Origin of the sequence: Effusibacillus pohliae DSM 22757, assembly GCF_000376225.1 — a bacterium.
GTDB lineage: Bacteria > Bacillota > Bacilli > Tumebacillales > Effusibacillaceae > Effusibacillus > Effusibacillus pohliae.
Window position 1 is genome coordinate 1 of sequence record NZ_AQXL01000129.1, and the last position, 23,149, is coordinate 23,149.

At 55.0% G+C, this 23,149-nt stretch carries 22 protein-coding genes and 2 pseudogenes; 20 read left to right on the top strand and 4 right to left on the bottom strand.

The features are described from left to right. The 9 genes and pseudogenes from C230_RS20455 to phnE (C230_RS0113615) all read left to right on the top strand — a co-directional run. A pseudogene (locus tag C230_RS20455) lies at nucleotides 1–210 on the top strand (group II intron reverse transcriptase/maturase); the annotation flags it as partial. A gap of 175 nt (nucleotides 211–385) precedes the next feature. Further along, nucleotides 386–493: pseudogene (locus C230_RS22640) on the top strand (TerC family protein); the annotation flags it as partial. A 181-nt stretch (nucleotides 494–674) separates the two neighbouring features. Continuing rightward, nucleotides 675–2,009 carry a cytochrome ubiquinol oxidase subunit I gene (locus tag C230_RS0113585; RefSeq protein WP_018132594.1) on the top strand — a complete coding sequence of 445 codons (1,335 nt, stop codon included), beginning with the start codon at nucleotides 675–677 and terminating at the stop codon, nucleotides 2,007–2,009. A gap of 27 nt (nucleotides 2,010–2,036) precedes the next feature. Then, nucleotides 2,037–3,047, top strand: coding sequence for a cytochrome d ubiquinol oxidase subunit II (locus C230_RS0113590; protein WP_018132595.1), 1,011 nt, complete (start codon nucleotides 2,037–2,039; stop codon nucleotides 3,045–3,047). Between the two features lie 441 nt (nucleotides 3,048–3,488). Beyond that, nucleotides 3,489–3,830 carry a Rossmann-fold NAD(P)-binding domain-containing protein gene (locus C230_RS0113595; RefSeq protein WP_156807462.1) on the top strand — a complete coding sequence of 114 codons (342 nt, stop codon included), beginning with the start codon at nucleotides 3,489–3,491 and terminating at the stop codon, nucleotides 3,828–3,830. Further along, nucleotides 3,817–4,188 (top strand): VOC family protein, encoded by a 372-nt coding sequence (locus C230_RS0113600; RefSeq protein WP_018132597.1) that lies wholly within the window; start codon nucleotides 3,817–3,819, stop codon nucleotides 4,186–4,188. The genes C230_RS0113595 and C230_RS0113600 overlap by 14 nt, the downstream gene beginning before the upstream one ends. 89 nt (nucleotides 4,189–4,277) lie before the next feature. Then, on the top strand, nucleotides 4,278–5,051 hold the full coding sequence (gene phnC / locus C230_RS0113605; RefSeq protein WP_026174320.1) for a phosphonate ABC transporter ATP-binding protein: 774 nt from the start codon (nucleotides 4,278–4,280) through the stop codon (nucleotides 5,049–5,051). After that, nucleotides 5,048–5,827, top strand: coding sequence for a phosphonate ABC transporter, permease protein PhnE (gene phnE, locus C230_RS0113610; RefSeq protein ID WP_018132599.1), 780 nt, complete (start codon nucleotides 5,048–5,050; stop codon nucleotides 5,825–5,827). Before phnC ends, phnE (C230_RS0113610) begins: the two co-directional genes overlap by 4 nt. Then, the gene (phnE, locus tag C230_RS0113615) at nucleotides 5,824–6,621 is read left to right on the top strand and encodes a phosphonate ABC transporter, permease protein PhnE (RefSeq protein ID WP_018132600.1); all 798 of its coding nucleotides are present in this window, start codon (nucleotides 5,824–5,826) and stop codon (nucleotides 6,619–6,621) included. Before phnE (C230_RS0113610) ends, phnE (C230_RS0113615) begins: the two co-directional genes overlap by 4 nt. A 51-nt stretch (nucleotides 6,622–6,672) precedes the next feature. Here the strand turns inward: phnE (C230_RS0113615) and C230_RS20465 are convergent, their stop codons facing one another. Both C230_RS20465 and C230_RS0113625 read right to left on the bottom strand, forming a co-directional pair. Further along, nucleotides 6,673–7,533: a polysaccharide deacetylase family protein gene (locus C230_RS20465; protein WP_018132601.1), complete on the bottom strand. Its 861-nt coding sequence runs from the start codon at nucleotides 7,531–7,533 to the stop codon at nucleotides 6,673–6,675. Nucleotides 7,534–7,617: 84 nt separating this feature from the next. Further along, on the bottom strand, nucleotides 7,618–8,565 hold the full coding sequence (locus C230_RS0113625; protein ID WP_018132602.1) for a phosphate/phosphite/phosphonate ABC transporter substrate-binding protein: 948 nt from the start codon (nucleotides 8,563–8,565) through the stop codon (nucleotides 7,618–7,620). Nucleotides 8,566–8,760: 195 nt separating this feature from the next. On the opposite strand from C230_RS0113625, the gene C230_RS0113630 reads away from it, so the two are divergent. From C230_RS0113630 to C230_RS23925, 5 genes are all read left to right on the top strand, one after another. Next, nucleotides 8,761–10,344, top strand: coding sequence for a bifunctional metallophosphatase/5'-nucleotidase (locus C230_RS0113630; protein ID WP_018132603.1), 1,584 nt, complete (start codon nucleotides 8,761–8,763; stop codon nucleotides 10,342–10,344). Nucleotides 10,345–10,371: 27 nt separating this feature from the next. Then, nucleotides 10,372–10,641 carry a hypothetical protein gene (locus C230_RS0113635; protein WP_018132604.1) on the top strand — a complete coding sequence of 90 codons (270 nt, stop codon included), beginning with the start codon at nucleotides 10,372–10,374 and terminating at the stop codon, nucleotides 10,639–10,641. A gap of 163 nt (nucleotides 10,642–10,804) precedes the next feature. Next, nucleotides 10,805–11,521, top strand: a complete 717-nt coding sequence (locus tag C230_RS0113640; protein ID WP_018132605.1) for a TenA family transcriptional regulator — start codon at nucleotides 10,805–10,807, stop codon at nucleotides 11,519–11,521. A gap of 58 nt (nucleotides 11,522–11,579) precedes the next feature. After that, nucleotides 11,580–12,209, top strand: a complete 630-nt coding sequence (locus tag C230_RS20470) for a spore coat protein (RefSeq protein WP_018132606.1) — start codon at nucleotides 11,580–11,582, stop codon at nucleotides 12,207–12,209. 161 nt (nucleotides 12,210–12,370) lie between these two features. Next, complete coding sequence (locus C230_RS23925) at nucleotides 12,371–12,496, top strand: hypothetical protein (RefSeq protein WP_018132607.1); 126 nt, start codon at nucleotides 12,371–12,373, stop codon at nucleotides 12,494–12,496. Nucleotides 12,497–12,516: 20 nt separating this feature from the next. Here C230_RS23925 and C230_RS23930 read toward each other — a convergent pair whose 3' ends face one another. Further along, a complete protein-coding gene (locus C230_RS23930) occupies nucleotides 12,517–12,612 on the bottom strand; it encodes a DUF378 domain-containing protein (RefSeq protein WP_018132608.1) in 96 nt (31 codons plus the stop codon). 264 nt (nucleotides 12,613–12,876) lie between these two features. Between C230_RS23930 and C230_RS21450 the strand changes: the two genes are divergently transcribed. The 4 genes from C230_RS21450 to C230_RS0113675 all read left to right on the top strand — a co-directional run bounded on the left by C230_RS21450 (nucleotide 12,877) and on the right by C230_RS0113675 (nucleotide 19,482). Next, on the top strand, nucleotides 12,877–14,790 hold the full coding sequence (locus C230_RS21450; protein WP_018132609.1) for a diguanylate cyclase: 1,914 nt from the start codon (nucleotides 12,877–12,879) through the stop codon (nucleotides 14,788–14,790). A gap of 8 nt (nucleotides 14,791–14,798) precedes the next feature. Beyond that, the gene (locus tag C230_RS23725) at nucleotides 14,799–15,317 is read left to right on the top strand and encodes an aminotransferase class III-fold pyridoxal phosphate-dependent enzyme (protein ID WP_018132610.1); all 519 of its coding nucleotides are present in this window, start codon (nucleotides 14,799–14,801) and stop codon (nucleotides 15,315–15,317) included. Nucleotides 15,318–15,322: 5 nt separating this feature from the next. Then, nucleotides 15,323–15,610, top strand: coding sequence for a MurR/RpiR family transcriptional regulator (locus C230_RS0113670; RefSeq protein ID WP_018132611.1), 288 nt, complete (start codon nucleotides 15,323–15,325; stop codon nucleotides 15,608–15,610). 68 nt (nucleotides 15,611–15,678) lie between these two features. After that, nucleotides 15,679–19,482 (top strand): dynamin family protein, encoded by a 3,804-nt coding sequence (locus C230_RS0113675; RefSeq protein ID WP_018132612.1) that lies wholly within the window; start codon nucleotides 15,679–15,681, stop codon nucleotides 19,480–19,482. A 54-nt stretch (nucleotides 19,483–19,536) separates the two neighbouring features. On the opposite strand, the gene C230_RS0113680 is transcribed toward C230_RS0113675, so the two are convergent. Then, nucleotides 19,537–19,938, bottom strand: a complete 402-nt coding sequence (locus C230_RS0113680) for a globin domain-containing protein (protein WP_018132613.1) — start codon at nucleotides 19,936–19,938, stop codon at nucleotides 19,537–19,539. Between the two features lie 207 nt (nucleotides 19,939–20,145). On the opposite strand from C230_RS0113680, the gene pepF reads away from it, so the two are divergent. Next, nucleotides 20,146–21,969, top strand: a complete 1,824-nt coding sequence (gene pepF / locus C230_RS0113685) for an oligoendopeptidase F (RefSeq protein ID WP_018132614.1) — start codon at nucleotides 20,146–20,148, stop codon at nucleotides 21,967–21,969. A 417-nt stretch (nucleotides 21,970–22,386) separates the two neighbouring features. Then, nucleotides 22,387–22,962 carry a DUF5317 domain-containing protein gene (locus C230_RS0113695; protein WP_018132616.1) on the top strand — a complete coding sequence of 192 codons (576 nt, stop codon included), beginning with the start codon at nucleotides 22,387–22,389 and terminating at the stop codon, nucleotides 22,960–22,962. The last annotated feature ends 187 nt before the right edge of the window (nucleotides 22,963–23,149 follow it).

The window sequence follows — 23,149 nt, forward strand, 5'->3', positions numbered from 1 at the left end:
TGGAAGCGAGTGCGAACACGCTATCGGGAACTACGGGCACTGGGTGTGCCGGAATTTGCGGTTCACATCATGGCCAACTCCCGTTGCGGGGCATGGGAAATGGCCCGCAACCTAAACAATGCCCTTGATACTTCCTATTGGGAAGCACAAGGGCTGAAAAGTTTGCTTGTACGTTATCTGGAACTTCGTCAACCTTTTGGAACCGCCTAGTGCGGACCCGCATGCTAGGTGGTGTGAGAGGACGGGGGTTAGCCGCCCCCTCCTACTCGATTTGCGGCCCGCTGCCACAACGAAGGGGGCGGGTCTGGAAGGGGAACCCGTCCGAGGCGGGCGCAGCAGCTAGAGCAGTACCGAAAGAAAAATGGGAAAAGAGAGAGTGGGAGACATGGAATGGTTTTCGCTGGAAGTGTGGTCGGCGTTGCTGGCGATCATCATGATCGACCTGGTGCTGGCCGGGGACAATGCCATCGTGATCGGGCTGGCGGTGCGCAGACCAGCCATGCTGGCGGGTACAAGCCAGTGCTGCCAAGAGGGGAGGGCTCCTGCGACCGCCGGTTCAAAGAATTGACATAAAACCGCCACCGAACCGTCAAAGTCTGGCGCGGCAAACCGTCTCTCTCCGTCCTCCGGTTGGATTATCATAAAATAGAAACCGTCAAAGGAGGGTGGAGAGCATGCTGGATACATTCATGCAAAGCCGAATGCTAACCGGATTGACGCTGGGGTTTCATATCATTTTCGCGACGATCGGCGTCGGCGTGCCAGTCATGATCCTGATCGCCGAATGGATGGGCTTGCGCCGCAACGATCCGCACTATACGCTGCTGGCAAGACGCTGGGCGCGCGGGTTCACCGTAACGGTGGCGGTCGGAGTGGTGACCGGCACGTGCATCGGGCTGCAACTGTCGCTGCTCTGGCCGAGCTTTATGCAGGTGGCTGGACAGGTCATCTCGCTGCCGCTGTTCCTGGAGACGTTCGCCTTTTTCTTTGAGGCGATTTTTCTCGGCATCTATCTCTATACGTGGGACCGCTTCCAAAACCGGCTGTATCACTGGCTGTTGCTGATTCCCGTGGTGATCGGGTCGTCCGCGTCGGCGTTTTTCATCACCACGGTCAACGCGTTTATGAATACACCGCAAGGATTCACGCTTGAAAATGGGGTGATCACGTCGATAGAGCCGCTGCAGGCGATGTTCAATCCGGCAACCCCGACCAAGGTGGCGCACGTTCTCTCCTCTGCGTACTTGACTTCCGCCTTCATTCTGGCCGCGATTACCGCCTGGTCAATCCTGCGCGGCAAGCGCGGCGACTATTACCGGAAAGCGCTGCGGCTGACGGTGGCGTGGAGTTTTGTGTTTGCCGTGGCGACGGCGGTGATCGGGGACCTGTCCGGCAAATTCCTGGCAGAGTACCAACCGGAAAAATTGGCCGCTGCCGAATGGCATTTTGTCACAGAGCGCAACGCCGATCTGATCATCGGCGGCGTGTTGGACCCGGTCACGCATGAGGTGAAGGGAGGGCTGGTCATCCCCGGGGCGCTCAGCTTTCTGGCACACAGCGATTTCAACGCGGAAGTGAAGGGGTTGAACGAGTTCCCGCAAGACTTGTGGCCGCCTCTGTACGTGCACTATTTCTTTGATCTGATGGTCGGCATTGGGGTGTATTTGACGATTGTGTCGCTCCTCTTCCTGGTGATCCGCCGCTGGCGGCCGCAGCACGAGTGGAACCCCTGGTTGCTTCGCCTGATTGTGCTGGGCGGACTGCTCGCCATGCTGGCGATCGAGTTCGGCTGGGTGTTCACGGAAATCGGCCGGCAGCCCTGGATTTTGCGCGGGTATATGCGAACGGCGCACGGTGTGACCACCGCCTCCAACGTGGACAAGATGCTGCTTTTGTTCTCGTTGTTGTACCTGGTACTCGGCATCGTCTGCAGTTACGTACTGGTTCGCATGTTCCGCAAAAATCCGCCTGAATTGGAAATGCAACAGCGGGGCATTCCGCACCGCTGACCGGTCGCTGGAAGGGAGTGAGGTCAGATGTCGATTGAACTGGTTGGAATCACCGTCCTCTGGATTTTTCTGTACGGCTATCTGATTGTCGCCTCGATCGATTTCGGGGCCGGGTTTTTCTCCTATTACGGCAGGATCACGGGCAAGGGCGAGATCATCAACGCCGTGATCAACCGTTACCTGTCGCCCGTCTGGGAAGTGACGAACGTGTTCCTGATTTTCTTTATCGTCGGGATGGTCGGATTTTTTCCGGACACGGCCTACTATTACGGGACCGCCTTGCTGGTACCGGGCAGCATCGCCTTGATCCTGCTGGCGATTCGCGGCTCGTTCTACGCGTTTCACCAATACGGACAGAAAAAGAGCCATGTGTCCCATTTTCTGTATGGAGCGACCGGGCTGTTGATTCCGGCTTCACTGGCGACGATTCTGACGATCTCGGAAGGCGGATTTATCGTCAAGCAAGGTGATCAGGTGCACTTGCTGATGGACCGCCTGTTCGCCAGCCCCTACTCTTGGTCGGTGGTGTTTCTGGCGCTGGTCAGCGTGTTGTTCATCAGCGCCAGTTTTCTCACCTACTATGCGCATAAAGCGGAAGACCGCGAGGCGGAGGAACTGCTGCGGATCTGGGCGCTGTTCTGGAGTTTCCCGACGATTTTTGCCAGCTTTCTGGTGTTCGTGTCGCTTCGGAACCACAACCTGGACCATTTTAACGCGATGCTGGACCACAGTTGGCTGTTTACGCTGTCGCTGGCCTGCTTCCTGCTGGCCGTCGGGTTGATCCTGCGGCGAAAATCATACGGGCTGGCGTTCGTGCTGGTCATGCTGCAGTTTGCCAGCGCCTTTTTCGGCTACGGAAAATCGCATCTGCCGTACCTGCTCTATCCGTACGTGACGATCCATTCCGGCGTCACCAATCCGGTGATGGGGAAAGCGCTGATCTGGTCGTTTATCGGCGGTTTGTGCCTGCTGGTGCCGTCCTTGTATCTGCTGCTGCGTCTGTTCCTGTTCGATGCGAAGTATGTGAAGGGAAAATAGGGGCTGCGCTGTCTCGCGGACGAAAAAGCGGTTGACGTTGATGGTTATGAGGCCGCCAAGGGCTGAAAGAAGAATTGAACCAGGAAATGTTTTGGGACGTCGAACGTACATGTAGACATTTGACCGTTTTGCCTGGCGGTAAGGTTCACTAAATAAGAAGGGAGCGGCATGTTGTCGCTCTCTTTTACGTTCGTTGCGTTTGCACGTACGTTCGTACGTTCGCGGAACTGAGGAAACGAAAAGCGACCCGCCTAAGGCGGCTCGCATATCACCAGTATTACGCTCACCAAAATGGCACCTTTGATCGGATTTTTAAGGACCAACAAACTTTTGGAGAGTTGTAAACTTCAAATGGCTCGCTCAAGTATGCACTTGTGGGTCGGTTTGCGCCAATGATATGATCGCAACAGGAGTATGCAGAAACCGGGAGGGGATGCGGACGTGCGAACGAATACGGGCACAGGTGGGGGCGCGGGACCGGGTGGGCCCGGCTTCCAGGCGTTTCGGACAAAATCGGATTCGCCCTATGCGGAAAGAGCGCGGATGATTGCCAGGTACGTGGAGCGCGTGGCGGAACGGGCGCCGGAGCCGGATGCGGTGGTTGACACGATCATGCAAGCCGTGCGCTCCCCCTACCCGAATTTGCGCTATCCGGTGGGGAAGGGCGTGAAACAACAAATTTGGCTGAAACGGGTGCTGCCCTGGCACTGGATCGAGCGGACCTTGCGAAACAATTCCGGTTTTTGCATGCAGCGAAGGAGGAAGACTGATGGGGCTGTTTGAACGGATCGATACCGTGATCGTGCGGGTGAAAAATATCCGGAAAGCCCGCAAGTGGTACGAGGAGGTGCTGGAATTGACCCCGCTCTATGTGGGGGAGGACGATCACAGGATCGTGATTTTCAAGGTGGGCGAAGAAACGCCGCTGACGCTCTATGAGCTGCATTCGGACGAAGTGATGCCGGCCCGGCGGTTTGCCACCGCCTATCCGATTTTCTTCACATCCGATATCGAGGGAACCTATGAGAAACTGAAAAGCCGCGGTGTCGAAGTAGAGGAGTTGCAGGACGACGGAACGGTCAGGTTCTTCGGGTTCCGAGATCCGGACGGGAACCGGCTGGAAGTTTGCTGCTGGGAATAGAATGGCAGAAAAGAGGAAAACGGGTACGATTTGTCGAAGCAATCTGTCAAACAAGCGGCAATGAAAAATTAAAAAAGGTTGGTTCCGGCATGATTGAATTCAGACAGGTTTCGAAAGTGTACCCAAATGGAACGGTCGGTTTGAGAGACATCAATCTGACGATTCACAGAGGGGAATTTGTCGTGATCGTCGGCTTGTCCGGCGCAGGAAAATCGACTTTGCTGCGTTCGATTAACCGGCTGCACGACATCACGCACGGGGAGATATGGATCGACGGCCAATCGATCACCGCCGCAACCGGTAAACAGCTGCGGCGGATGCGCCGGGATATCGGGATGATTTTTCAGAATTTCAATCTGGTGAAGCGCTCGTCCGTGATCCGCAACGTGTTGTCCGGCCGCGTCGCGTACCATTCGACCTTGCGGACGATGCTCGGTCTGTTCCCGAAGGAAGATGTGGAAATCGCCTTGCGGGCTCTGGAGCGGGTCAACATCCGGGAAAAAGCTTACGTGCGCGCCGATCAACTGTCCGGCGGGCAGCAGCAGCGGGTGTCGATCGCCCGTGCATTGGCACAGGAGCCGAAAATTATCCTGGCGGATGAGCCGGTCGCATCGCTCGATCCGTTGACCACCAGGCAGGTGATGGACGACCTGAAACGGATCAACCGGGAGTTGGGCATCACGACGGTGGTGAACCTGCACTTCGTCGATTTGGCGCGGGAATACGCCACGCGGATTATCGGCCTGCGGGCGGGACAGGTGGTGTTCGACGGCCCGGTGGAGGCGGCGACCGATGACGTGTTTGCCGAGATTTACGGCCGTCCGATCAAACAGGACGAGCTGTTGGGAGTGGACGCCGAATGAGCCGCGACACCTTCACACCTCCGCCCAAAACGAAATCGGTGCTGACGGCGGTTCTCCTGTTGTTGCTGCTGTGGGGGAGCGCCTACAAAACGGACGCGACGATTGCGCAGCTGATTCAGGGATTTCCGGAGATGGGCAATCTGTTGCTCGACATGTGGCCGCCCGACTGGTCGTACATCAGCGTCATCTGGCAGCCGATGCTGGAAACCATCCAAATGGCGGTCGTCGGCAGCACGGCAGGCGCTTTGCTGGCGATTCCGGTGGCGCTGTTGGCCGCCCGCAACGTGACGAAAAGCCCGCTGTTGTATTATCCCGCCCGTTTTCTTTTGAATTTGGTGCGGACGATTCCCGATTTGCTGTTCGCCTCGATTTTTGTGGCGATTTTTGGCCTCGGCCCGTTTGCCGGGGTGCTGGCGCTGGCGTTTTTCTCGTTCGGGATGATCGCCAAACTGGCATACGAATCGGTTGAAGCGATCGATCCCGGTCCGCTGGAAGCGATGACTTCGGTTGGCGCCAACAAACTGCAATGGATTCATTTCGGCGTGGTGCCGCAGGTGACCGCCCAGTTCATGTCGTTTTTTCTGTACACGTTTGAAGTCAATGTGCGGGCGGCGGCGGTGCTCGGGCTGGTGGGCGCCGGCGGGATCGGATTGCTGCTCGACCGTTCTCTCAACCAACTGCGCTACGACCGGGCGTCGATGATCATTCTGTTGACCTTGGCGGCCGTTTTGCTGATCGATACTATCAGTACGAAAATCCGGGAGAAGCTGCTATGAGAAACGAAGTGTTGAAAAAACCGCTGAAAGTTCGAATCCGTGTGTGGCTGGTTGCGCTGCTTGTATTGGCCATCTACGCCTGGTCGCTCTCCGGCATCCCGTTCACCGGCTTGAAAGAAACGGCCGGGGATGTCACCGTGTCGATTTTGCAAGGGCTGTTGCATCCTGACTGGTCGTACGTGTATATCCCGGAAGGGGAAGATTTGCTGCGCGGATTGCTGGATACGCTGGCGATTTCGGTGCTGGGCACATTTATCTCGGCGATTTTGTGTGTCCCGTTCGCGTTTGTGGCGGCCAACAATATGAACCGGTTGAAGATCGTGACCGGCCTTGGCAAATTTTTTCTGAGTGTGGTGCGCACCTTTCCGGAAATTGTGATGGCCATCCTGTTCATCAAAGCGGTCGGTCCGGGTGCTTATGCCGGGGTGCTGGCGCTTGGCATCCATTCGATCGGCATGCTGGGAAAACTGTTTTCGGAAGTGATCGAAAACATGGATCTCGGCCCGACGGAAGCGTTGGCCGCCTGCGGTGCCAGCCGGCTGCAGACGCTCTGGTTTGCGGTGATTCCGCAGGTGCTGCCGGAATTTTTCTCGTTGAGTCTCTACCGGTTCGAAATAAACGTCCGTTCCGCGACGATCCTCGGGATCATCGGGGCGGGCGGCATCGGAACGCCGCTGATCTTCGCTTTGGAAGCAAGAAGCTGGGACCGGGTGGTGATTATCCTGCTAGGGATTATTGTGATGGTCTCGCTGATCGACCTGATTTCCGGCTATATCCGCAAAAAACTGGTGTAGGCGGATTCGTTTATTCTTCTTGAACTTAGACCCTCGGCTCTTATTGACTTGTTAACGAGTGTTGGTACTTTTGGCAGTCGTATATTTTTGTATCTTTTCAAGCAGTTGTTCAACAGTTAGGCCATCTGCCGAAATACGATACACGAGTTTCTGATTGCGGTCATTGATACCTTCATTTGTGGTTAGGAATACCTTCATGCCAAGCTGGTTGCAGACTTCAAGAATGGTATCGTTATATACACCACCCGGAAAGCACAAAACCCGGTGAGGTTGATGTCCAAGTTCTTCTTCGAGTCTCTTTTCCGCCAAGGCAAGATCATCATATATTCTTTGCCGGTATTCTTCCTGTGTTTCCAGACGATTTTTTTCCGGAAGAAAAATTGGGCTGGCAAAGGTTGTGCTGTGATTAATAAATTCGTGAGAGTCATAAGTGTGATTGTAAAACTCTATTCCGTTCTTCTTCATTTCTCTCATTTGATCCCAGGTTAGATGGGGGATTTTTTTCGGGTCAAAGTGATCTGTTGATCCGACAATGACATAATTAGATGCCGAAAGACCGCGTTTCTTCAACTCAGGGTAAACATATGTGTAAAAACTTTCATACCCATCATCAAATGTCAAAACGACCGCATTTTCGGGGATGCTCTGTTCTCCTTTCACGAAAGACAAATAATCACTCATGCGAATAAAGTGAAAACCTTGTTCTCGCATCGTATCAAGATGACGGGTAAGATTCTCAAGCGTAATAGAAGATCCTCTTTGCTCTGGATCAATATGGTGATACATCAATACAATCACTTGATCTTGATAGTAAACTCGTTTGATAGATCTTGTTTCAATTGCATCTGAGGAACAACTGGTGGAAAAGATTGAAACAAAAAGCAATGGTACGAAAAAAGTAAAACGGTTCATTTTGTTCCCTCCGGATCACCTGATAATACGAAGATAACCCTCGGATAGTCCGAGGGTCGCCTTGTTTCATCCAATCATCCAACTTTATTTTTTCTGGCCGACCAGTTTGGCGTATTCGCGCACGATGTCGAACTTCTTGTCGTCCGACGGGACATAGCCCTGATGGGTGTAGATGTCCTGGATCACTTTCTTGCCTTCCGGATCCTTGGCGATCTCGATAAACGCTTGTTGGAGTTTCTTCCGGAATTCCTGGTCCATGTCGCTGCGCACCGAGATCGTGTCGTTCGGGATCGGCTGCGTGAACATCAGAACCCGCGTTTTCTGCACGGCGTCCGGCACATCTTTCATCTGTGCCCGGATGTCCTGGAACACGGCCGCCGCATCCACTTGACCGTTCAGTACGGCCAGCACCGCTTTGTCATGCCCTTTCACCGTCACGCTGCCGGGCAAATCTTTATCCGGATCGATCCCCGCTTTTTTCAGTTCGGCTGCCGGCCAAACGTAACCGGCCGAGGAAGTGACGTCCTGCCATGCCATTTTCTTGCCTTTCAGGTCCTGGATCGTCTTGATGGGCGAATCGGCTTTGACGATAATCATCGACTTGTAAAAATCTACTAATTGGTCGGTCGGTTTGCCTGTTGCATCGTCGACGCCGAAGCGCTGTGCCTGCAGCAGCACGTCTGCCGCTTTCTTTTCGTCATGCGCCAGCACGTACGCGTTGGGAGGCAGGAATCCGACATCCACCTTCTTCGAAGCCATCGCTTCAATAATCGTATTGTAGTTGGTGGAAACGCTGACTTTAACCGGAATGCCCAGTTTGTCACCGAGCAATTTTTCCAGCGGTTTCGCTTTTGCTTCCAGCTTTTCTGCATTTTGCGAAGGAACGAATTGGACATTCAATTCTTTCGGAACATACCCTTTGCCGGCTCCGCCCTGCCCCGTGGGCGGCGCGTTGTCCTTGCCGCCGCAACCTGCGAGCAGGACGCCTGACAATAGGATCGAAAAACCTGTTGCCACTGCTTTTTTTAACATGACAAGTAACCCCCATAATGTGGTATGCGCTCCAAGATTACTATAACATATACTTCCGACGCTTTCATGTTAATGCCATGTAAATTTTTTCACAGCTGCTGGCCCGATTTTTTAAGGGTGGAATGGTGGGGTCGGTTGTGTTTCCAAAACGGTGTTGCTATAGTGAAAGACAGATGAAGTACGGGAGGAAGCTGCATGAGCGCGTCGAATCGAAATCGGACGACGCTTGCCATTCTCGAGACAAGCGACGTACACGGCCACGTTCTGCCGATTCACTATGCCAACAACCAGCCGTATGAGGTGGGACTGGCGAAAATCGCCACACTGATTGACAGAGAACGTCAAATCAATCCGAATGTGATTTTGATCGACAACGGGGATTTGATCCAGGGAACGCCGCTCACGTATTACCATGCCCGGATCGACAATCGGCCGCCCGATCCCATGGTCCAGGTGCTCAACCATCTGTCGTATGACGCGGCCGTTTTGGGCAACCACGAATTTAACTACGGGCAAGACGCGCTCGGCAAAGCGATCCGGGAATCGAACTTTCCCTGGCTGTCCGCCAATCTTGTGAAAAGCGGATCGGATGAACCGTTTTTCGGTCAGCCGTATCTGCTGAAAAAATTGCCCGGTGGCATCACCGCCGCCATTTTGGGGCTCACCACGCACTATATCCCGAATTGGGAGAACCCCCATCATATCGCTGGCATGGAATTTCTCGACGCAGTGGAAACGGCCAAGCGCTGGGTGCCGATTTTGCGGGAACGGGCCGATCTGGTGATCGTGTCGTACCACGGCGGCTTTGAGCGGGATTTGGAAACGGGGGAGCCGACGGAAAAGTTGACCGGAGAAAACCAGGGCTATCAGCTTTGCATGGAAGTGCCGGGAATCGATGTCCTGCTGACCGGACATCAGCACCGATCGATCACTGGCACCGTCAATGGCGTGGTGGTTGTGCAGCCAAGCTACCAGGGGCGGGCATTGGGTAAGGTTTCGGTTGAATTGGAGCAGCAGGCAGGCCGCTGGGTGGTGGCTGCCAAAAGTGCGGAGCTTCTATCGGCGGAAAACGTCGAGCCGGATGCGGAAGTCGTCGAACTGGTGCGGCCTTACGAAGAGAAGACGCAAATCTGGCTGGATCAGCCGATCGGCAAAATCAAAGGCGACATGCTTGTACACGACCCGATGGAAATCCGTACCAAAGACAATCCGTTGATCGAATTCATCAACAGAGTGCAGATGGCTTACGGGCAAGTCGACATTTCGAACACCGCCCTGTTTGACAATGAGGCGCCTGGCTTCAAGCCGGATGTGACGATGCGCGACATCGTGGCGAATTACATTTACCCGAACACCCTGCGCGTGCTGCGGGTGACCGGGCAGGATATCAAAGATGCTCTGGAGCAAAGCGCGTCTTATTTTGCCCCATACGACGGCGGGCCGATCACCGTCAATCCGCGGTTCACGACCCCGAAGCCGCAGCATTACAACTACGATATGTGGGAAGGGATCGAGTACCGGATCAATATTTCTCGTCCGGTCGGTGAACGGGTGGTGATGCTCAGGTACAAGGGGCAGCCGGTCAAGCCGGACGAATATTACGAAGTGGTGATGAACAACTACCGAGCGGGCGGCGGCGGCAACTATTTCATGTTCCAGGGCAAAGAGGTGGTGCGCGACATTCCGACCGACGTGTCGGAACTGATCGCCAGTTACATTTTGGAACGGGGAACGATCGAGGCGACGTGCGATCACAATTGGGAAGTGGTGCACGATTGAGCGGAGGAAAGCAGGGGAGCCGGCAGAATGGATCGAGCCAATTCAGAGGCGGTGCCGGCCGTTTTCCGGGATCGGGGACATTTTAGGCAAAAGGCGGGACAAACGATGGCGGAAACAGGCTTTGTATTGACGTACAAACTGGCGGATGACACCCCCGTCGCGGCCGAATTTGACAGCGAAAACGACCGCGACGGCTGCGATATGTCGCTGGGCATGTACCAGGCGAATCTGGGTCCGGTCACGCAAGATGTGTGGGAGCGGTATGTGGCGCGGTTCAACGGTAGGCTGCTCGGGTGAGCGGTGAGCAGTGTGGGGTGCTTTCGTATAGGGCGTCTTTTGTTGACGAACCCTATTTCGGAAGCGCCTCCCTGTTTTTCTGCGGCAAGTTTTGAGAGATGGAGACTTGACGTTTTGGCTACTGGGTTTTTGAATAGAAGAGGGAGAAAGGAGAGAGCCGAACATGGAAACACCTGGTTTTCGTACATATGAAGAGGTCGAACAGGCCGTCATGCAGAAGGTGAGGGAGCGCATTATCGAGGGACGGTTCCTCACTGCTTTACTAAAAGGGGAGTTCAGCGAGGCGCAAATTCGGGAATTCGCCCTGCAATACAGCTACTACAGCCGCAACTTCCCCCGCATCCTGGGAGCGGCGATCGCGGCGATGGAGCCGATTGACAAGTGGTGGGTGCCGATCGCTGACAATCTGTGGGACGAAGCGGGCCGCGGCAACCCGAAAGGGTATCATTCCCGGCTGTACCGCTCATTTTTGGAATCGGCCGCGCCGGATGTCAAAATCAGCGATGAGCATGTACCGGACTATCCGGTCGCTCCCGCCCCGAAACAGGCGGTGGAGACATTCCTGCACTTCCTGCAAACGGCCACTCCGTTGGAAGCGATGGCGGCTGTGGGGCTTGGGTCCGAATTGTTTGCCGGCGAAGTGATGGGGCTGATCGGCAAGGGGCTACGGCATCCGAACTACAATCAGACGCGCAGATTGAACGTCGCTTTCTGGGTGGTGCATGCGGATGACCACGAACCGCGCCATTATCAACTTTGCAAGGATATTTTGGTGCAGTATCAAGACCCTCAGGATCTGCAGACGATGTACCGGGCGGGCGTGACGATCGCCATGTCGGAAGCCGACTTTTATGACGGGATTTACGATTCGATCGTATAATCGCTCTCATTTACGGGCACTCTAGCACTGGAAAGATCCAGCAAAGGAGTGTATCGAAATGCCGTTTGGGGCACATGAAACGATGGAAGTGCACGAGATCCTGTCGGAGCACAAGTGCATGATCGAGCATTTTTCGGTGTATGAACAGCAGTGCCAGGACCCGACGCTGCGGGACATGCTGCATCGCCACATCCAGTCGGCGATTCAGGGATACAATCAACTGGTCGCCTACACGCATGATTATACGACCGCTCAGGCAAAAATGATGCCAATGCATACGGTACACCAATACGATATCCGCTACGGGCTGCGCAATCCGCAACCGACCGCGCCGCAAACGGGGGCAGCGCAGATGAACGACCAATCGATCGCAACGGCCGTGCTGATCGCCCACAAAAACTCGGCGAAAAACCGGATGGCGGCCGCATTGGAATGCGCGGATCCGAACGTGCGGCAAATGTTGGTCAACGGGTCCGTCACATGTGCACAGGAAGCGTATGAGGTGTTCAACTACATGAACCATCGCGGCTGGTATCAAGTTCCGACGATGAACGATCACACCGCCAAGACGATGCTTCACCACTACCAGCCGATTCCGCAGGCGATGGCGGGTGGCGGGCAGCCGGCAGGTGAAGCCGCTTGGGCAGGGCAGGATCAGGCGGGCTCTCTGTACGCTGCGAAAATGTGAACCGGCAATCGAGATCAAGATGGGGCGAGAGCCCCATCTTTTGGTATGTGGGGACAAAAAGATCCGTTGTTCCCGATACTGGCCCCGACCACGGGCGGGAGATTTCCGGGAAAACCGGTTTCGATGGAAAGAACAGCAAAGACACGCTATAATGGAGGAAAATGCGGCAACCTCGGTCCGCAACCGAACCGGGGTTCCGTTGCGATTGGTTGCAAGCTTACGGGACGATCCGTTTCCTGAACGGCAGAGTGATGCACCAAATCCCCGCGATCCCGATCAGCGTGTAGACGATCCGACTCAATGCGGCTTACGGCCCTCCGAACCGATTGGCAACCAGATCGAATGGAAACAGGCCAACCAGCAAGTCATTCACAGCTCCGATGATAGCCAAGCGTGAACGCATTCTTATTCACGAGTTGCTCCCTCCTCCGTTATGTTTCAGTCTGCCCATCGCCAGATATGGTTGCACATCCGCGTGGAGCGCGGCCGGACCGTTCGAGCCGGGGATGCAAACAGGATTCGGCTGACTTTGCCTGGTTGCATATTGCTGCATTCCGATGAAAAGTTTTTAGTTTCTAATTAATTTTTAAACTTTTTTATAGGTTTCTGATATAATGGTACCAGTTGCGACAGATTCGATGAGTGGGGGCCAAATGAGGGAATTCGCATGCTGAAACAGGTTGAATTACGCATCGCCAATCTTTTGTTTCGCATCTTGACACAAACGAAACCTGTCGAGCGTCTTCTGCACAAGGTGATGCAACTGGGCGTACCGGTTTTGCAGGCGGAAGGGGCTTGTTTGTTCGTGGCCGAAAAATGGACCTGTCAGCTTGTTCTCCATTCGAATTCCATCATCGGCACCCATCGGCAAGCGCCTGTTTCCAGCCGGGAACTGGCGGAGCTGTGCAATCAGCGCGATTCGTTCTGGGTCGAGCAGGACGGAAACCTGTATATCCCGCTCTATGCCGGTGGGATGCTGCAAGCGGTGCTCTGTTTTCTCGGGGTATCCGCCGTCCTGCAAGGGAAAACGGTGGCGGTCGCCAATCGGTTGGTCAAACAGTTGGCCGATCTGTACGAATCCAGAAAAATCCTGCAGGACAAAGACCAGTATCATGCGGCGCTGGTTGACATTTCACAGGCGATTACACAGACTTCCAGTTTCGATGATGTCATCACGCGGGCGATGCGAATGGCTTCCGAAGCGGCAGGCGCGGCTTGCGGCATCATGCTGCTGAGCAAGGACGAGCAGTCGCTGGTTCCGGTCTATACATACACGATCAAGCGTTCCGACTGCAAGCCGATTTCCTTCCCGCCGCCGCACGGGTTGGACCAAACTTCGTATCTGGCGATTCAACGGCGGAAAGTGATGTTGGTGCGAGACGCGCTGACCGATCCTTTCTCTGATCACGAATTTTGCCGACAACATGGAATTGAAAGCTACATGGCGTTGCCATTGGTGATCTTCGACCGCCCGATCGGCGTGCTGTTTGTCAATTACCGGTACAAGCGTTGTTTTACGGAACTGGAGATCGGCTTTTTCCGGGAGTTGGGGTATCAGATCAGCCATGTCATCCACACGCTGCAGACCCGGCTTGAGATGCTTGAGACGAAGCATATGCAGGACCGGCTGATCGAGATGATGCGGGAGATGACCAACCGCATCCGGTTGCGCGACGTGCTGCATGACATGGTGCTGAAAACCTATTTTCTGCTCGACAAGAAAGTCGGAGTTTCGGTTTGGCTGGTGGATGCAGCGCGGGACTGCATCCGCTTGTCCGCCTGGAAAGGCATCAAACTGCGGCAGCGTGGCAAAAAGCGGACGGAGTTCTCGCTGTTGGAGGTGGGGAACACGGCCCGGCTGCAGGATCGCTATCTGGAAGTGGAAGGACGGTCGGAGATGGGCCAATTTTTCCTGCGGGCAGGTGTCGCGCGGTCGCTCGGGACGCCGCTGATGGCGGAAAATGATCTGATCGGCATCCTGTTTCTGCATGGGCCGTCCGGGCATGAGTGGACCGACCGGGAAAAAGTGACGCTGTCGACGATCGGCATCCACGCCGGGCCGATCATTCGCAACGGCCAGTATATTCAGCTGCTGGAAAAAGAATCGAAGCTGGACGGCCTGACCAAGGTATACAACCGTCAGCATTTTGAAAAAACGTACCGGGAGTACAGCGCGAAACATGTCGCCCAACAGAAACCGTTCTCCGTACTGATGGTCGACATCGACAATTTTAAGCAGATCAACGACCAATACGGCCACACGGCCGGCGATCAGGTGATGCGGCTGGTCGCCGCCACCTTGCTGCAAGTCACCCGCGGGGCGGATAAAGTGTTCCGCTACGGCGGCGAAGAATTCTGTATCCTGTTGCCGTTCACGGGGAAAAAGCAGGCGGAACAGGTGGCGGAACGGATCCGCGCTTCAATCGAACGATCGGAGATCGACCCGCCCGTTACGGTCTCAATCGGGGTCGCCGCCTTCCCGGAGAACTCCGACGATCCGAAGCAGGTGCTGGAGCTGGCCGACCTCGCCTTGTATGAAGCGAAAAGCAAAGGCAAAAACCGGGTGATCGGTGCGGTGTAAAAAGCGGGATGCCGAAACGGTACCCTGTTTTTTTTTTTTTGCGGTTGCGGGAGCTGACCCGGCAACTGGGGATGGTTTTGATTTTTGACGAAGTGAAAACGGGCTTTCGCGTCGCTCTGGGCGGGGCGCAAGCGTTTTATGGGGTTCAGCCGGATTTGACCGCATTGGGGAAAGCGGTGGGAGGCGGGTTTTCGATCGATATCGTCGGCGGGAAGCGCGACATTCTGGAAATGTGTTCCCCGTTTCACTCCAACCGGAAAGAGGATGTGGTGTTTCACAGCGGAACGTGCAACGGGAACCCGATTTCTCTTGTGGCCGGTGCCGACCCCCAACGTCCTGACGGGAATGCGATAGTGATCGGCGAGTGTTTCGATCCCGTTTCGCAATTCGGTCGTTCTCGCGACAATACTGTCAAATTTTCCGAGCTGGGTCAGGTAGCGAATGGTCGCCAAACGGCTGGCATCTGGGTGAGATCGGCGGTTGTCGGATTCCGGGCTCTGTCGTATACTTGTCGTCAAGGTGAATAGGCAGTTTGAGAGGCCCGGACCGCAGCAGCGTTTCGCTTGGGTTGTTTTTGGCGTGGATCATTGCCGTCACTGATTATCCGTTCTCCCCTCTGGCCGAATGTGCGGATAAAGTGTTCTATACGCCTACGGGAATCGCTTCCCACATGGATTCATTCGTGGCGCCGCTGTCTTTGTTGACGGGGTTGATTCGGGCGATGGCCAACCGGATTCCGGAGCAAGCGCTGGATACCCTCGAGGAATTGGAAGAGGTTTGGAGCGGGCTGGGAATCTATCTTGAATCGGATAGAAGTTGATACGCGAATGGTGGTTCATCCGCTGGATGTCCCTTCGAAGTTACAGGTTGCATATGGGAGATTGATCTATGGGAGTTCAACATCTGGGAGACAAGCTGAAACAGTTGGAAACCGTTTTCGCGCAAGCGGGCGACCGGGAAAACGCGCGTAAGCTGCGGCAGTTGGCCGACAAATACGAGCAGGACAGGTTTGTCATTGCGTTCTGCGGCCATTTTTCGGCCGGCAAATCGAGCATGATCAACCGGCTGTTGGGGAGTCGGGTGCTTCCGTCCAGCCCGATTCCGACCAGCGCAAATGTCGTGACGATCGAAAACGGCCCATCCCGGGCGCGCGTATGGCGGCGGGACGGGTCTTATTTTGACGTGCCGTTGGCCGATTTGTCGAAACTGCAGGAATACGCGGCGGATGGGGAAGTGATTGAAACGATCCGGGTTCAGCACCCGGCCGGTTTTTTGCCGGATCGTGTGCAACTGATGGATACGCCGGGGATCGATTCGACCGACGATGCACATCGAGTGGCGACCGAAAGCGCGCTGCATCTGGCCGACATCGTATTGTATGTGATGGATTACAACCATGTTCTGTCGGAAGTCAACTTCAGGTTTACGAAAACCCTGAAAGACAGCGGCAAGCCGGTCTGGTTGGTGGTCAATCAGATCGACAAGCATAACGAGTTGGAACTGCCGTTTTACGTGTACCAGCGGAGTGTAGGAGAGTCGTTTGCCGCTTGGGGAATTGAACCGGACGGGATTTTTTTCACCACATTAAAGGACAGCGGGCATCCGTACAACCAATTGGGGGCGCTGCAGGATGCGCTTCGCAGCTTGCTGGGGCATAGGGAGCCCTTGCACCGCCGGAGCATCGTGCAATCCGCCCTGCAGTTGATCGAGGATCATGTGCAATTGGAGTCGGCAAAAAAAGAGCCGGAAAAGCAAGGGTATCTGGCGGTGCTGGCAGAGGCGGAGGCTGCGGGGATCGAGGCCGGGATCGATGCGTTGCGGGAACGCGTGGTGCAGTTGAACAAACAGGCGGCACAATCCGAATCGGTCGCGGCGGAACTGAAAGCCGAGATGGAGCGGGAACTTCAGACATTGATTGAAAATGCCATTCTGACGCCCTACCAGACGACCGAATTGGCCGGCCGCTATCTGGAAAGCCGGAAACCGGGATTCCGCGTCGGGCTGTTGTTTGCCGGCAGCAAAACCGAATCGGAACGGCAGCGGCGGCTGCAGGAGCTGCATACCGATTTTATGGGGAAAGTATCCGCGAATTTGGATTGGCATGTTAAGGATCTGCTGGTGAAGATTCCGGAACGGTACGGGATTCGGGATGAACAGTACGCCAACTCGGTGTACGGACTGCAGCTGGAGATCACGCAGCAGATGCTGGCCGGATGGGTAAAAGAGGGCGCGTTGGCATCCCGCGAATACATGTACCAGTATGCGAAGGACCTGGCGGCAGAAGTGAAGAGCATGTACCGCCGGGCTGCCGCCGATTGTATCGAGCGGGCGGCCAAGCTGGCGGAAGCGGATGCTTCCGAGCGGGCACGGGAACTGAAAAATAAGCTGGAAGCGGCAACCCGATACTTGCGGGCTGCCGAAGGACTGGAGCAACTGAAGCGGCGACAGGCTGAATATCGGAGCGCATTGCGGCTGCTGCTGGAGGAAGAGCGGCGGGCAGCCGTAACCGCAGCGGCATCCGCTCATCCGGTGGCAGTGGCGGCGGTCAAAGCTGGGCCGGGGCCGATGCATCCGATTGCTTCGGAGGCGCTCCAAACCGCCACGCACCAGGTGGCTGAACCGGCAGCACAGCTTGCGGCGGCTGTCGAGGCTGGGATGGAACAGCAACCAGGAAATTTTAAAGCGTCGCTGGTGCAGGCGGCGGCCAAACTGCGGCAAGCGGCTGGCGAGACTGCAACCATTCCGGGGTTGCAAACGATCGCCGCCCACATGTTGGCGCGGGCCGAACGGCTCGAAAGGAGCCTGTTTACGGTTGCCCTGTTTGGAGCGTTTTCAGCGGGCAAGTCGTCGTTTGCCAATGCGATGATGGGCGATCTCGTGCTGCCGGTGTCGCCCAATCCGACGACGGCCACGATCAACAAAATTCTGCCGCCGACCGTCGACTGGCCGCACGGCAGCGTCCGCGTAAAAATCAAGTCTCTGTCTGACATTGCGGCCGATATCAAAGGATCGTTGCAGTTGCTGGGACATCAAATCGTGCTGCCGGAACCGCAGGGGGACGCACTGGAGGATGACGTGGAGGATGACGGCCAACCGTTTTTTGCCGAGGCGCTGCAGCGAATTTCTGCATTGGATCCGGTGGGGGTGCCGCCTCAGGCAAAGCCGCATGTTTCCTTCCTGAAAGCGGTCGAGCAGGGGTGGAGCGGCATCCGGGACCGCTTGGGACAAGAACTTCGTGTCGACATGCAGCAGTTCCGGGATTTTGTCGCCCGGGAAGAAAAAGCTTGCTTTGTCGAATGGATCGAGCTGTACTATGATTGCCCGCTGACAAGGAACGGGATTTTGTTGATCGACACGCCCGGCGCCGATTCGATCAACGCCCGGCATACGAAGGTCGCGTTTGAGTATATCAAAAATGCGGATGCGATTCTGTTTGTTACCTATTACAATCATGCGTTCTCGAACGCCGACCGCGAGTTCCTGATCCAGTTGGGCCGGGTGAAAGACGCGTTTGAGATGGACAAAATGTTCTTTCTGGTCAACGCGGCCGACCTGGCAGCAGACGAGGAGGAACTGGCGGGCGTCGTCTCCCATGTCCGGAACAATCTGATCGCCTGCGGAATCTCCATGCCGCGGATTTACCCGGTCTCAAGCCAACTGGCATTGCTGGCCCGGCTGGCGGAAAAAGGGGCGTTGCCACCGTCTGCCGACCGTTTTTATCGGAAACTGACGGGGACGCCGGAAGGGGCATCGCTGCCGCAACCGGCAGAGGCGGTGGAGCGTTCCGGCATCCGGTCGTTTGAGACGGATTTTGCCGCTTTTACGATCGAGGAATTAACCGCGGTCGCGGTGCAGGCAGCGGAGGCCGATATCCGCCGGGCCGCGGCAGGGCTTAGGGAATTCATCGATACGGCGCAAGCGGATGCATCGGTGCGGCTGGAAAAACGCGAAGCGTTGCGGCAAGCGCTGCAGCAGGTGGAGCGGGCTGTTCAGGAGGTGCAAACCGAATCGGAAAGCCGGTCGATCGAACAGGAAATTGACGAACTGATTTATTATGTCAAGCAAAGGGTGTTCTTGTGTTACTATGACGCATTTAACGAGCGGTTCAGTTCGTCCGTGCTGCGGGACGATGCGAAAGACGTGAAACAACTGCTGGCCGGCTGTTTGGAGGAATTGATTCGCTTTTTGGCGTTCGATTTGGGGCAGGAAATGCGGGCGACTGCCGTCCGTGTCGAAAATCAGGTCAATCGCGCTGGCGGGCGGATTTTTGACCAACTGGCCGAAACGGTGCAGAAACACATGCCCGGGTGTCAACTGCAACCCTACCGGAAGCGCTCGTTCCCGGTACCCGAATTCCCGGACACTCTGCCGGGTGCAGAGTTGAACCGGTTTGCCGGTGCGCTGTCGCTCTACAAAAACGCGAAAGATTTCTTTGAGCGGGACCAAAAAACAAAGATGCGGGGCGAGATCGAGAAACTGCTGCAGGAGCCGGTGGCAGCCTACCTGGCGGAAGCAGAGCGTATCTTGAAGACCGTTTACCTGGATGCGTTCCGGCAAGTGGTCGGGGAGTTGCGGCAGGATGTGACCAAGGAAACGAACGAATTTGCGGCAGGGTTGCTGGCCGCTTTGTCAATGCAAATGGACATCGAAGCGATGCAGCGGGCGGAACAACGTTTGCATCATTTGCTGTAGAGGAAAAGGCACCGAACGTGCAAACAAGGCTTGGGGATCCAAGCCTTGGCCGGTTTAGGGGGTACCTTTTGGTTCATCGGTATTGATCATATGATGCGCGGTTTGTACCAGTCGCTGCCAGATATGCTCCCGAATCTCGCCCGTCAATCGGATGTCGTCCAGCGCTTGCTGCATGCAGGACAGCCATGCCTGCGCCCGTTTTGGCGTAACCGGGAACGGCAGGTGGCGGGCCCGCAGCATCGGATGCCCAAACTCCTGCGAATACAAGGGAGGACCTCCCAGGAACTGCGTCAGAAACAGATATTGCTTGCGCTCGGTTTCTTCCCAATTCCCCGGAAAAATCGGGGCCAGGTCCGGATGTTTCCTGACGCGGGCGTAGAACGCTTTGACCAATTTGCGAATCGTGGGTTCGCCGCCGATCAACTCGTACGGACTGACGTTTGCATCGTAATTCATGAGAAGCTCCTTTTCTCCTGTTGTGCTATGTTCATTTCAACATATCGGGAGTGGAATTTCAACAGCGGCTGACCGGAGCGAAAGCAACAAGTTCTGTACGAGCGGCCGCCGTCATACAATTAGAGACCGGCATGGTGTCGTTTGTTTTGGTATAATTGGAAAAACTGTGTATGATATGCAAGCAACTTGTCAAGGAGGATGGTACAGATGTCAGCCGCACCCGCTGCACGCATGTTGCCAAAGCGAAATGAAATACCGGATGAGATGAAGTGGAAACTGGAGGACATGTATGCCACCACAGAGCAGTGGGAACAGGATTTTCAGGAAGTCAGGAACCTGATCGTCAAGATTCAGGGGTTTGCGGGCAAACTGGCGGAATCGGCACACAATCTGCTCGATTGTCTGAAGGTGCAGGACCAACTGGCGGAAAAAATGGGCAGGCTGTACGCATACGCCCGCATGCGGCGCGATGAGGACAACACGAACGCTACATACCAGGCGCTGACCGATCGGGCCGCCACGCTCAGCGTGCAGGCATCCAGTGCGACGGCGTTTGTCACTCCGGAGATTTTGTCCATTCCGCCGGAAACGCTTGAACAATTTATGGCGGAAGAACCGGAATTGCAGTTGTATCAGTTTGCGTTGCAGGAAATTTTGCGGACGAAGGAACATGTGCTGTCTCCCGCCGAGGAACAACTGCTCGCTGCGGTTGGCGAACTGGCGCATGCGCCGGGGACGATTTTCGGCATGTTAAACAATGCGGACATCAAGTTCCCGACCATTCGCGATGAGAATGGGGAAGAGGTGGAACTTACCAAGGGACGATACATTCAGTTTCTGGAAAGCAAAGACCGGCGGGTGCGAAAAGACGCGTTTGAGGCGCTCTACGCCACTTACCGCCAGCAGAAAAACACGCTGGCCGCGATTCTCAACGCGAGCGTCAAGAAAGACGTATTCTACGCAAAAGTCCGCAAATACGAATCGGCTCGGCATGCGGCGATGGACGCAGACAACATTCCGGTCGAAGTGTATGACAACCTGATTCGGACGGTTCGCGAATACTTGCCCGAGATGTACCGGTATGTCAGACTGCGCAAAAAATTGCTGGGTGTCGACGAACTGCACATGTACGATCTGTTTGCGCCGATCGTGCCGGATGTCGAGTTCAAGATCTCCTATGAGGAAGCGAAGCGGATCGTTGCCAAAGGGTTGGAACCGCTTGGCGAGGAATACGGGAGCATTTTGCAGGAAGGGTTCAATTCCCGCTGGATCGATGTGCACGAGAATCAGGGCAAAACCAGCGGAGCCTATTCCTGGGGGCCTTATGGCACGCATCCGTTTGTCTTGCTAAACTGGCAGGACAATATGAACAACATGTTTACGCTTGCACACGAGATGGGGCATGCGATCCATTCCTATTTCACGAACACCACCCAGCCGTTTACGTATTCGGACTATACGATTTTTGTCGCGGAAGTGGCCTCCACCTGCAACGAGGCGCTGGTGCTTGAGCACCTGCTGCGGACCACGAGCGACCCGCGGGAACGGATGTATTTGATCAATCATCAATTGGAAGCGTTCAGGGGTACCGTATTCCGGCAAACGATGTTTGCCGAATTCGAGAAAATGACGCATGAAAAAGTGGAAGCGGGCGAGCCGCTGACACCGGAACTGCTGTGCCAGATGTATCGCGAACTGAATCTCGACTATTATGGCCCGGACATGGTGGTGGACGAGGAAATCGACATGGAGTGGGCACGGATCCCGCATTTCTATAACGCGTTCTATGTGTACAAGTACGCTACCGGGTTCTCCGCCGCCACCGCCTTGTCCCAGCAGATTTTGCGGGAAGGAAAACCGGCGGTCGACCGTTACATCCGGTTCCTGAAAAGCGGCAGCTCGGATTATTCGATCAACCTGCTGAAGGCGGCGGGCGTCGATATGACTTCCCCGCAGCCGATCCGCGATGCGCTCGATGTGTTCAAGAAACTGCTGGATGAGATGGAGCAACTGGCAGAACAGGTTCGATAGGCGGATACCAGATGTCAGCCTCTCCGACCCGGAGAGGCTTTGTTCGTCAGGCGGGACGATTTTATGGGGGAGGTTCGGGTGTGGAAGCAAAAAATTTATTGTATCTTACAAGGTTCGACAAGATTCGTACTGAAATGCTAGTAGTATTGTCGTAGAGATTGTCCCGCGAAAAATGTAATTAAATCCGCGGTGATCTTGGTTTTTGAAGTGGGGGATTTTTCACATCGTAGGGGGATGTGCAGAGAGGAGGTGCGGAAACATGAAAAAAGCGATCGCTTTTGCCGTTGTGGCAACCATGTTTGCATTGAGTGCAGGAGCTATCTATACTGTTGGTTGGGGTGCTAAGTTCTAAATTATTAATAATATGGATGTCAAAGCCGGGGCCACCCGGCCATTTCTATGTTGGGGAGTGCAAACATGTTAATAGATGGTTTTGTTATCGGAATCATCGTGGCGGTATTCAGGGGCGGGAAATTGCGTGACCTGTTCGAGGCAAAACTGAAGCGGATCTGGCTGATCGTTTTTGCATTCTGCGTTCAATATGCTATTATAGTACTGAACCAATCATTTCTTCTGCCAGCCGTGATCATCAGCTACGGGGCGCTGCTGGCGTTCGCTTGTTTCAACCAGCGGCAGCCTGGCTTCCACTTCATCCTGGCGGGTATTGCCATGAATTTGCTGGTGATGGCGGCAAACGACGGCCGTATGCCGGTCGATGTGGGAATTGTCAGGCAGTATGCGCCGGACGGTGTTTCCGCTTTGCTGGCGGGCCAGTCCGGGAAGCATATCGCCATGTCGGAGCAGACGCATCTGAATTTGCTGGGGGACATTTTCTATCTGCATGCTCCGTATCCGCGCGAGGGGTTGGTCAGTTTGGGGGATATTGTGTTCAGCATCGGGGTATTTCTTTGGATCCAAAAGGTAATGGTCAGGAGGAGATCTCCCAAGCAAGGGAGTGTCGACCATGGTGTTTCACAGAACAATTTTGGATAAAAAACACATTCTGAATTTGTATGTGTTTTTGTGTGTTACCTTATTTTCGGTTGTCTTTTATTTAAATTACAGACCAATCAGCACCTATGAATGGGTGGCGATCGTTACACTGGCTGGAATAGCAGCCGTCTTTGAGCTGCGAAGAATTATTCTTCCGACAGGAGACTGCTTATCATTATTTAGTCCT

What these genes read in the sequence shown, in the direction of transcription:
- C230_RS23930 (WP_018132608.1), bottom strand. Translation starts at nt 12,612, where the DNA reads ATGCGTTCACGCTTGGCTATCATCGGAGCTGTGAATGACTTGCTGGTT.
- C230_RS0113680 (WP_018132613.1), bottom strand. Translation starts at nt 19,938, where the DNA reads ATGAATTACGATGCAAACGTCAGTCCGTACGAGTTGATCGGCGGCGAA.
- C230_RS0113585 (WP_018132594.1), top strand. Translation starts at nt 675, where the DNA reads ATGCTGGATACATTCATGCAAAGCCGAATGCTAACCGGATTGACGCTG.
- C230_RS0113590 (WP_018132595.1), top strand. Translation starts at nt 2,037, where the DNA reads ATGTCGATTGAACTGGTTGGAATCACCGTCCTCTGGATTTTTCTGTAC.
- phnC (WP_026174320.1), top strand. Translation starts at nt 4,278, where the DNA reads ATGATTGAATTCAGACAGGTTTCGAAAGTGTACCCAAATGGAACGGTC.
- C230_RS0113625 (WP_018132602.1), bottom strand. Translation starts at nt 8,565, where the DNA reads ATGTTAAAAAAAGCAGTGGCAACAGGTTTTTCGATCCTATTGTCAGGC.
- C230_RS23925 (WP_018132607.1), top strand. Translation starts at nt 12,371, where the DNA reads ATGCGGCAACCTCGGTCCGCAACCGAACCGGGGTTCCGTTGCGATTGG.
- C230_RS20465 (WP_018132601.1), bottom strand. Translation starts at nt 7,533, where the DNA reads ATGAACCGTTTTACTTTTTTCGTACCATTGCTTTTTGTTTCAATCTTT.
- C230_RS0113635 (WP_018132604.1), top strand. Translation starts at nt 10,372, where the DNA reads ATGGATCGAGCCAATTCAGAGGCGGTGCCGGCCGTTTTCCGGGATCGG.
- C230_RS20470 (WP_018132606.1), top strand. Translation starts at nt 11,580, where the DNA reads ATGCCGTTTGGGGCACATGAAACGATGGAAGTGCACGAGATCCTGTCG.
- C230_RS0113630 (WP_018132603.1), top strand. Translation starts at nt 8,761, where the DNA reads ATGAGCGCGTCGAATCGAAATCGGACGACGCTTGCCATTCTCGAGACA.
- C230_RS21450 (WP_018132609.1), top strand. Translation starts at nt 12,877, where the DNA reads ATGCTGAAACAGGTTGAATTACGCATCGCCAATCTTTTGTTTCGCATC.
- C230_RS0113600 (WP_018132597.1), top strand. Translation starts at nt 3,817, where the DNA reads ATGGGGCTGTTTGAACGGATCGATACCGTGATCGTGCGGGTGAAAAAT.
- phnE (WP_018132600.1), top strand. Translation starts at nt 5,824, where the DNA reads ATGAGAAACGAAGTGTTGAAAAAACCGCTGAAAGTTCGAATCCGTGTG.
- C230_RS0113640 (WP_018132605.1), top strand. Translation starts at nt 10,805, where the DNA reads ATGGAAACACCTGGTTTTCGTACATATGAAGAGGTCGAACAGGCCGTC.
- phnE (WP_018132599.1), top strand. Translation starts at nt 5,048, where the DNA reads ATGAGCCGCGACACCTTCACACCTCCGCCCAAAACGAAATCGGTGCTG.
- C230_RS0113675 (WP_018132612.1), top strand. Translation starts at nt 15,679, where the DNA reads ATGGGAGTTCAACATCTGGGAGACAAGCTGAAACAGTTGGAAACCGTT.
- pepF (WP_018132614.1), top strand. Translation starts at nt 20,146, where the DNA reads ATGTCAGCCGCACCCGCTGCACGCATGTTGCCAAAGCGAAATGAAATA.
- C230_RS23725 (WP_018132610.1), top strand. Translation starts at nt 14,799, where the DNA reads ATGCCGAAACGGTACCCTGTTTTTTTTTTTTTGCGGTTGCGGGAGCTG.
- C230_RS0113695 (WP_018132616.1), top strand. Translation starts at nt 22,387, where the DNA reads ATGTTAATAGATGGTTTTGTTATCGGAATCATCGTGGCGGTATTCAGG.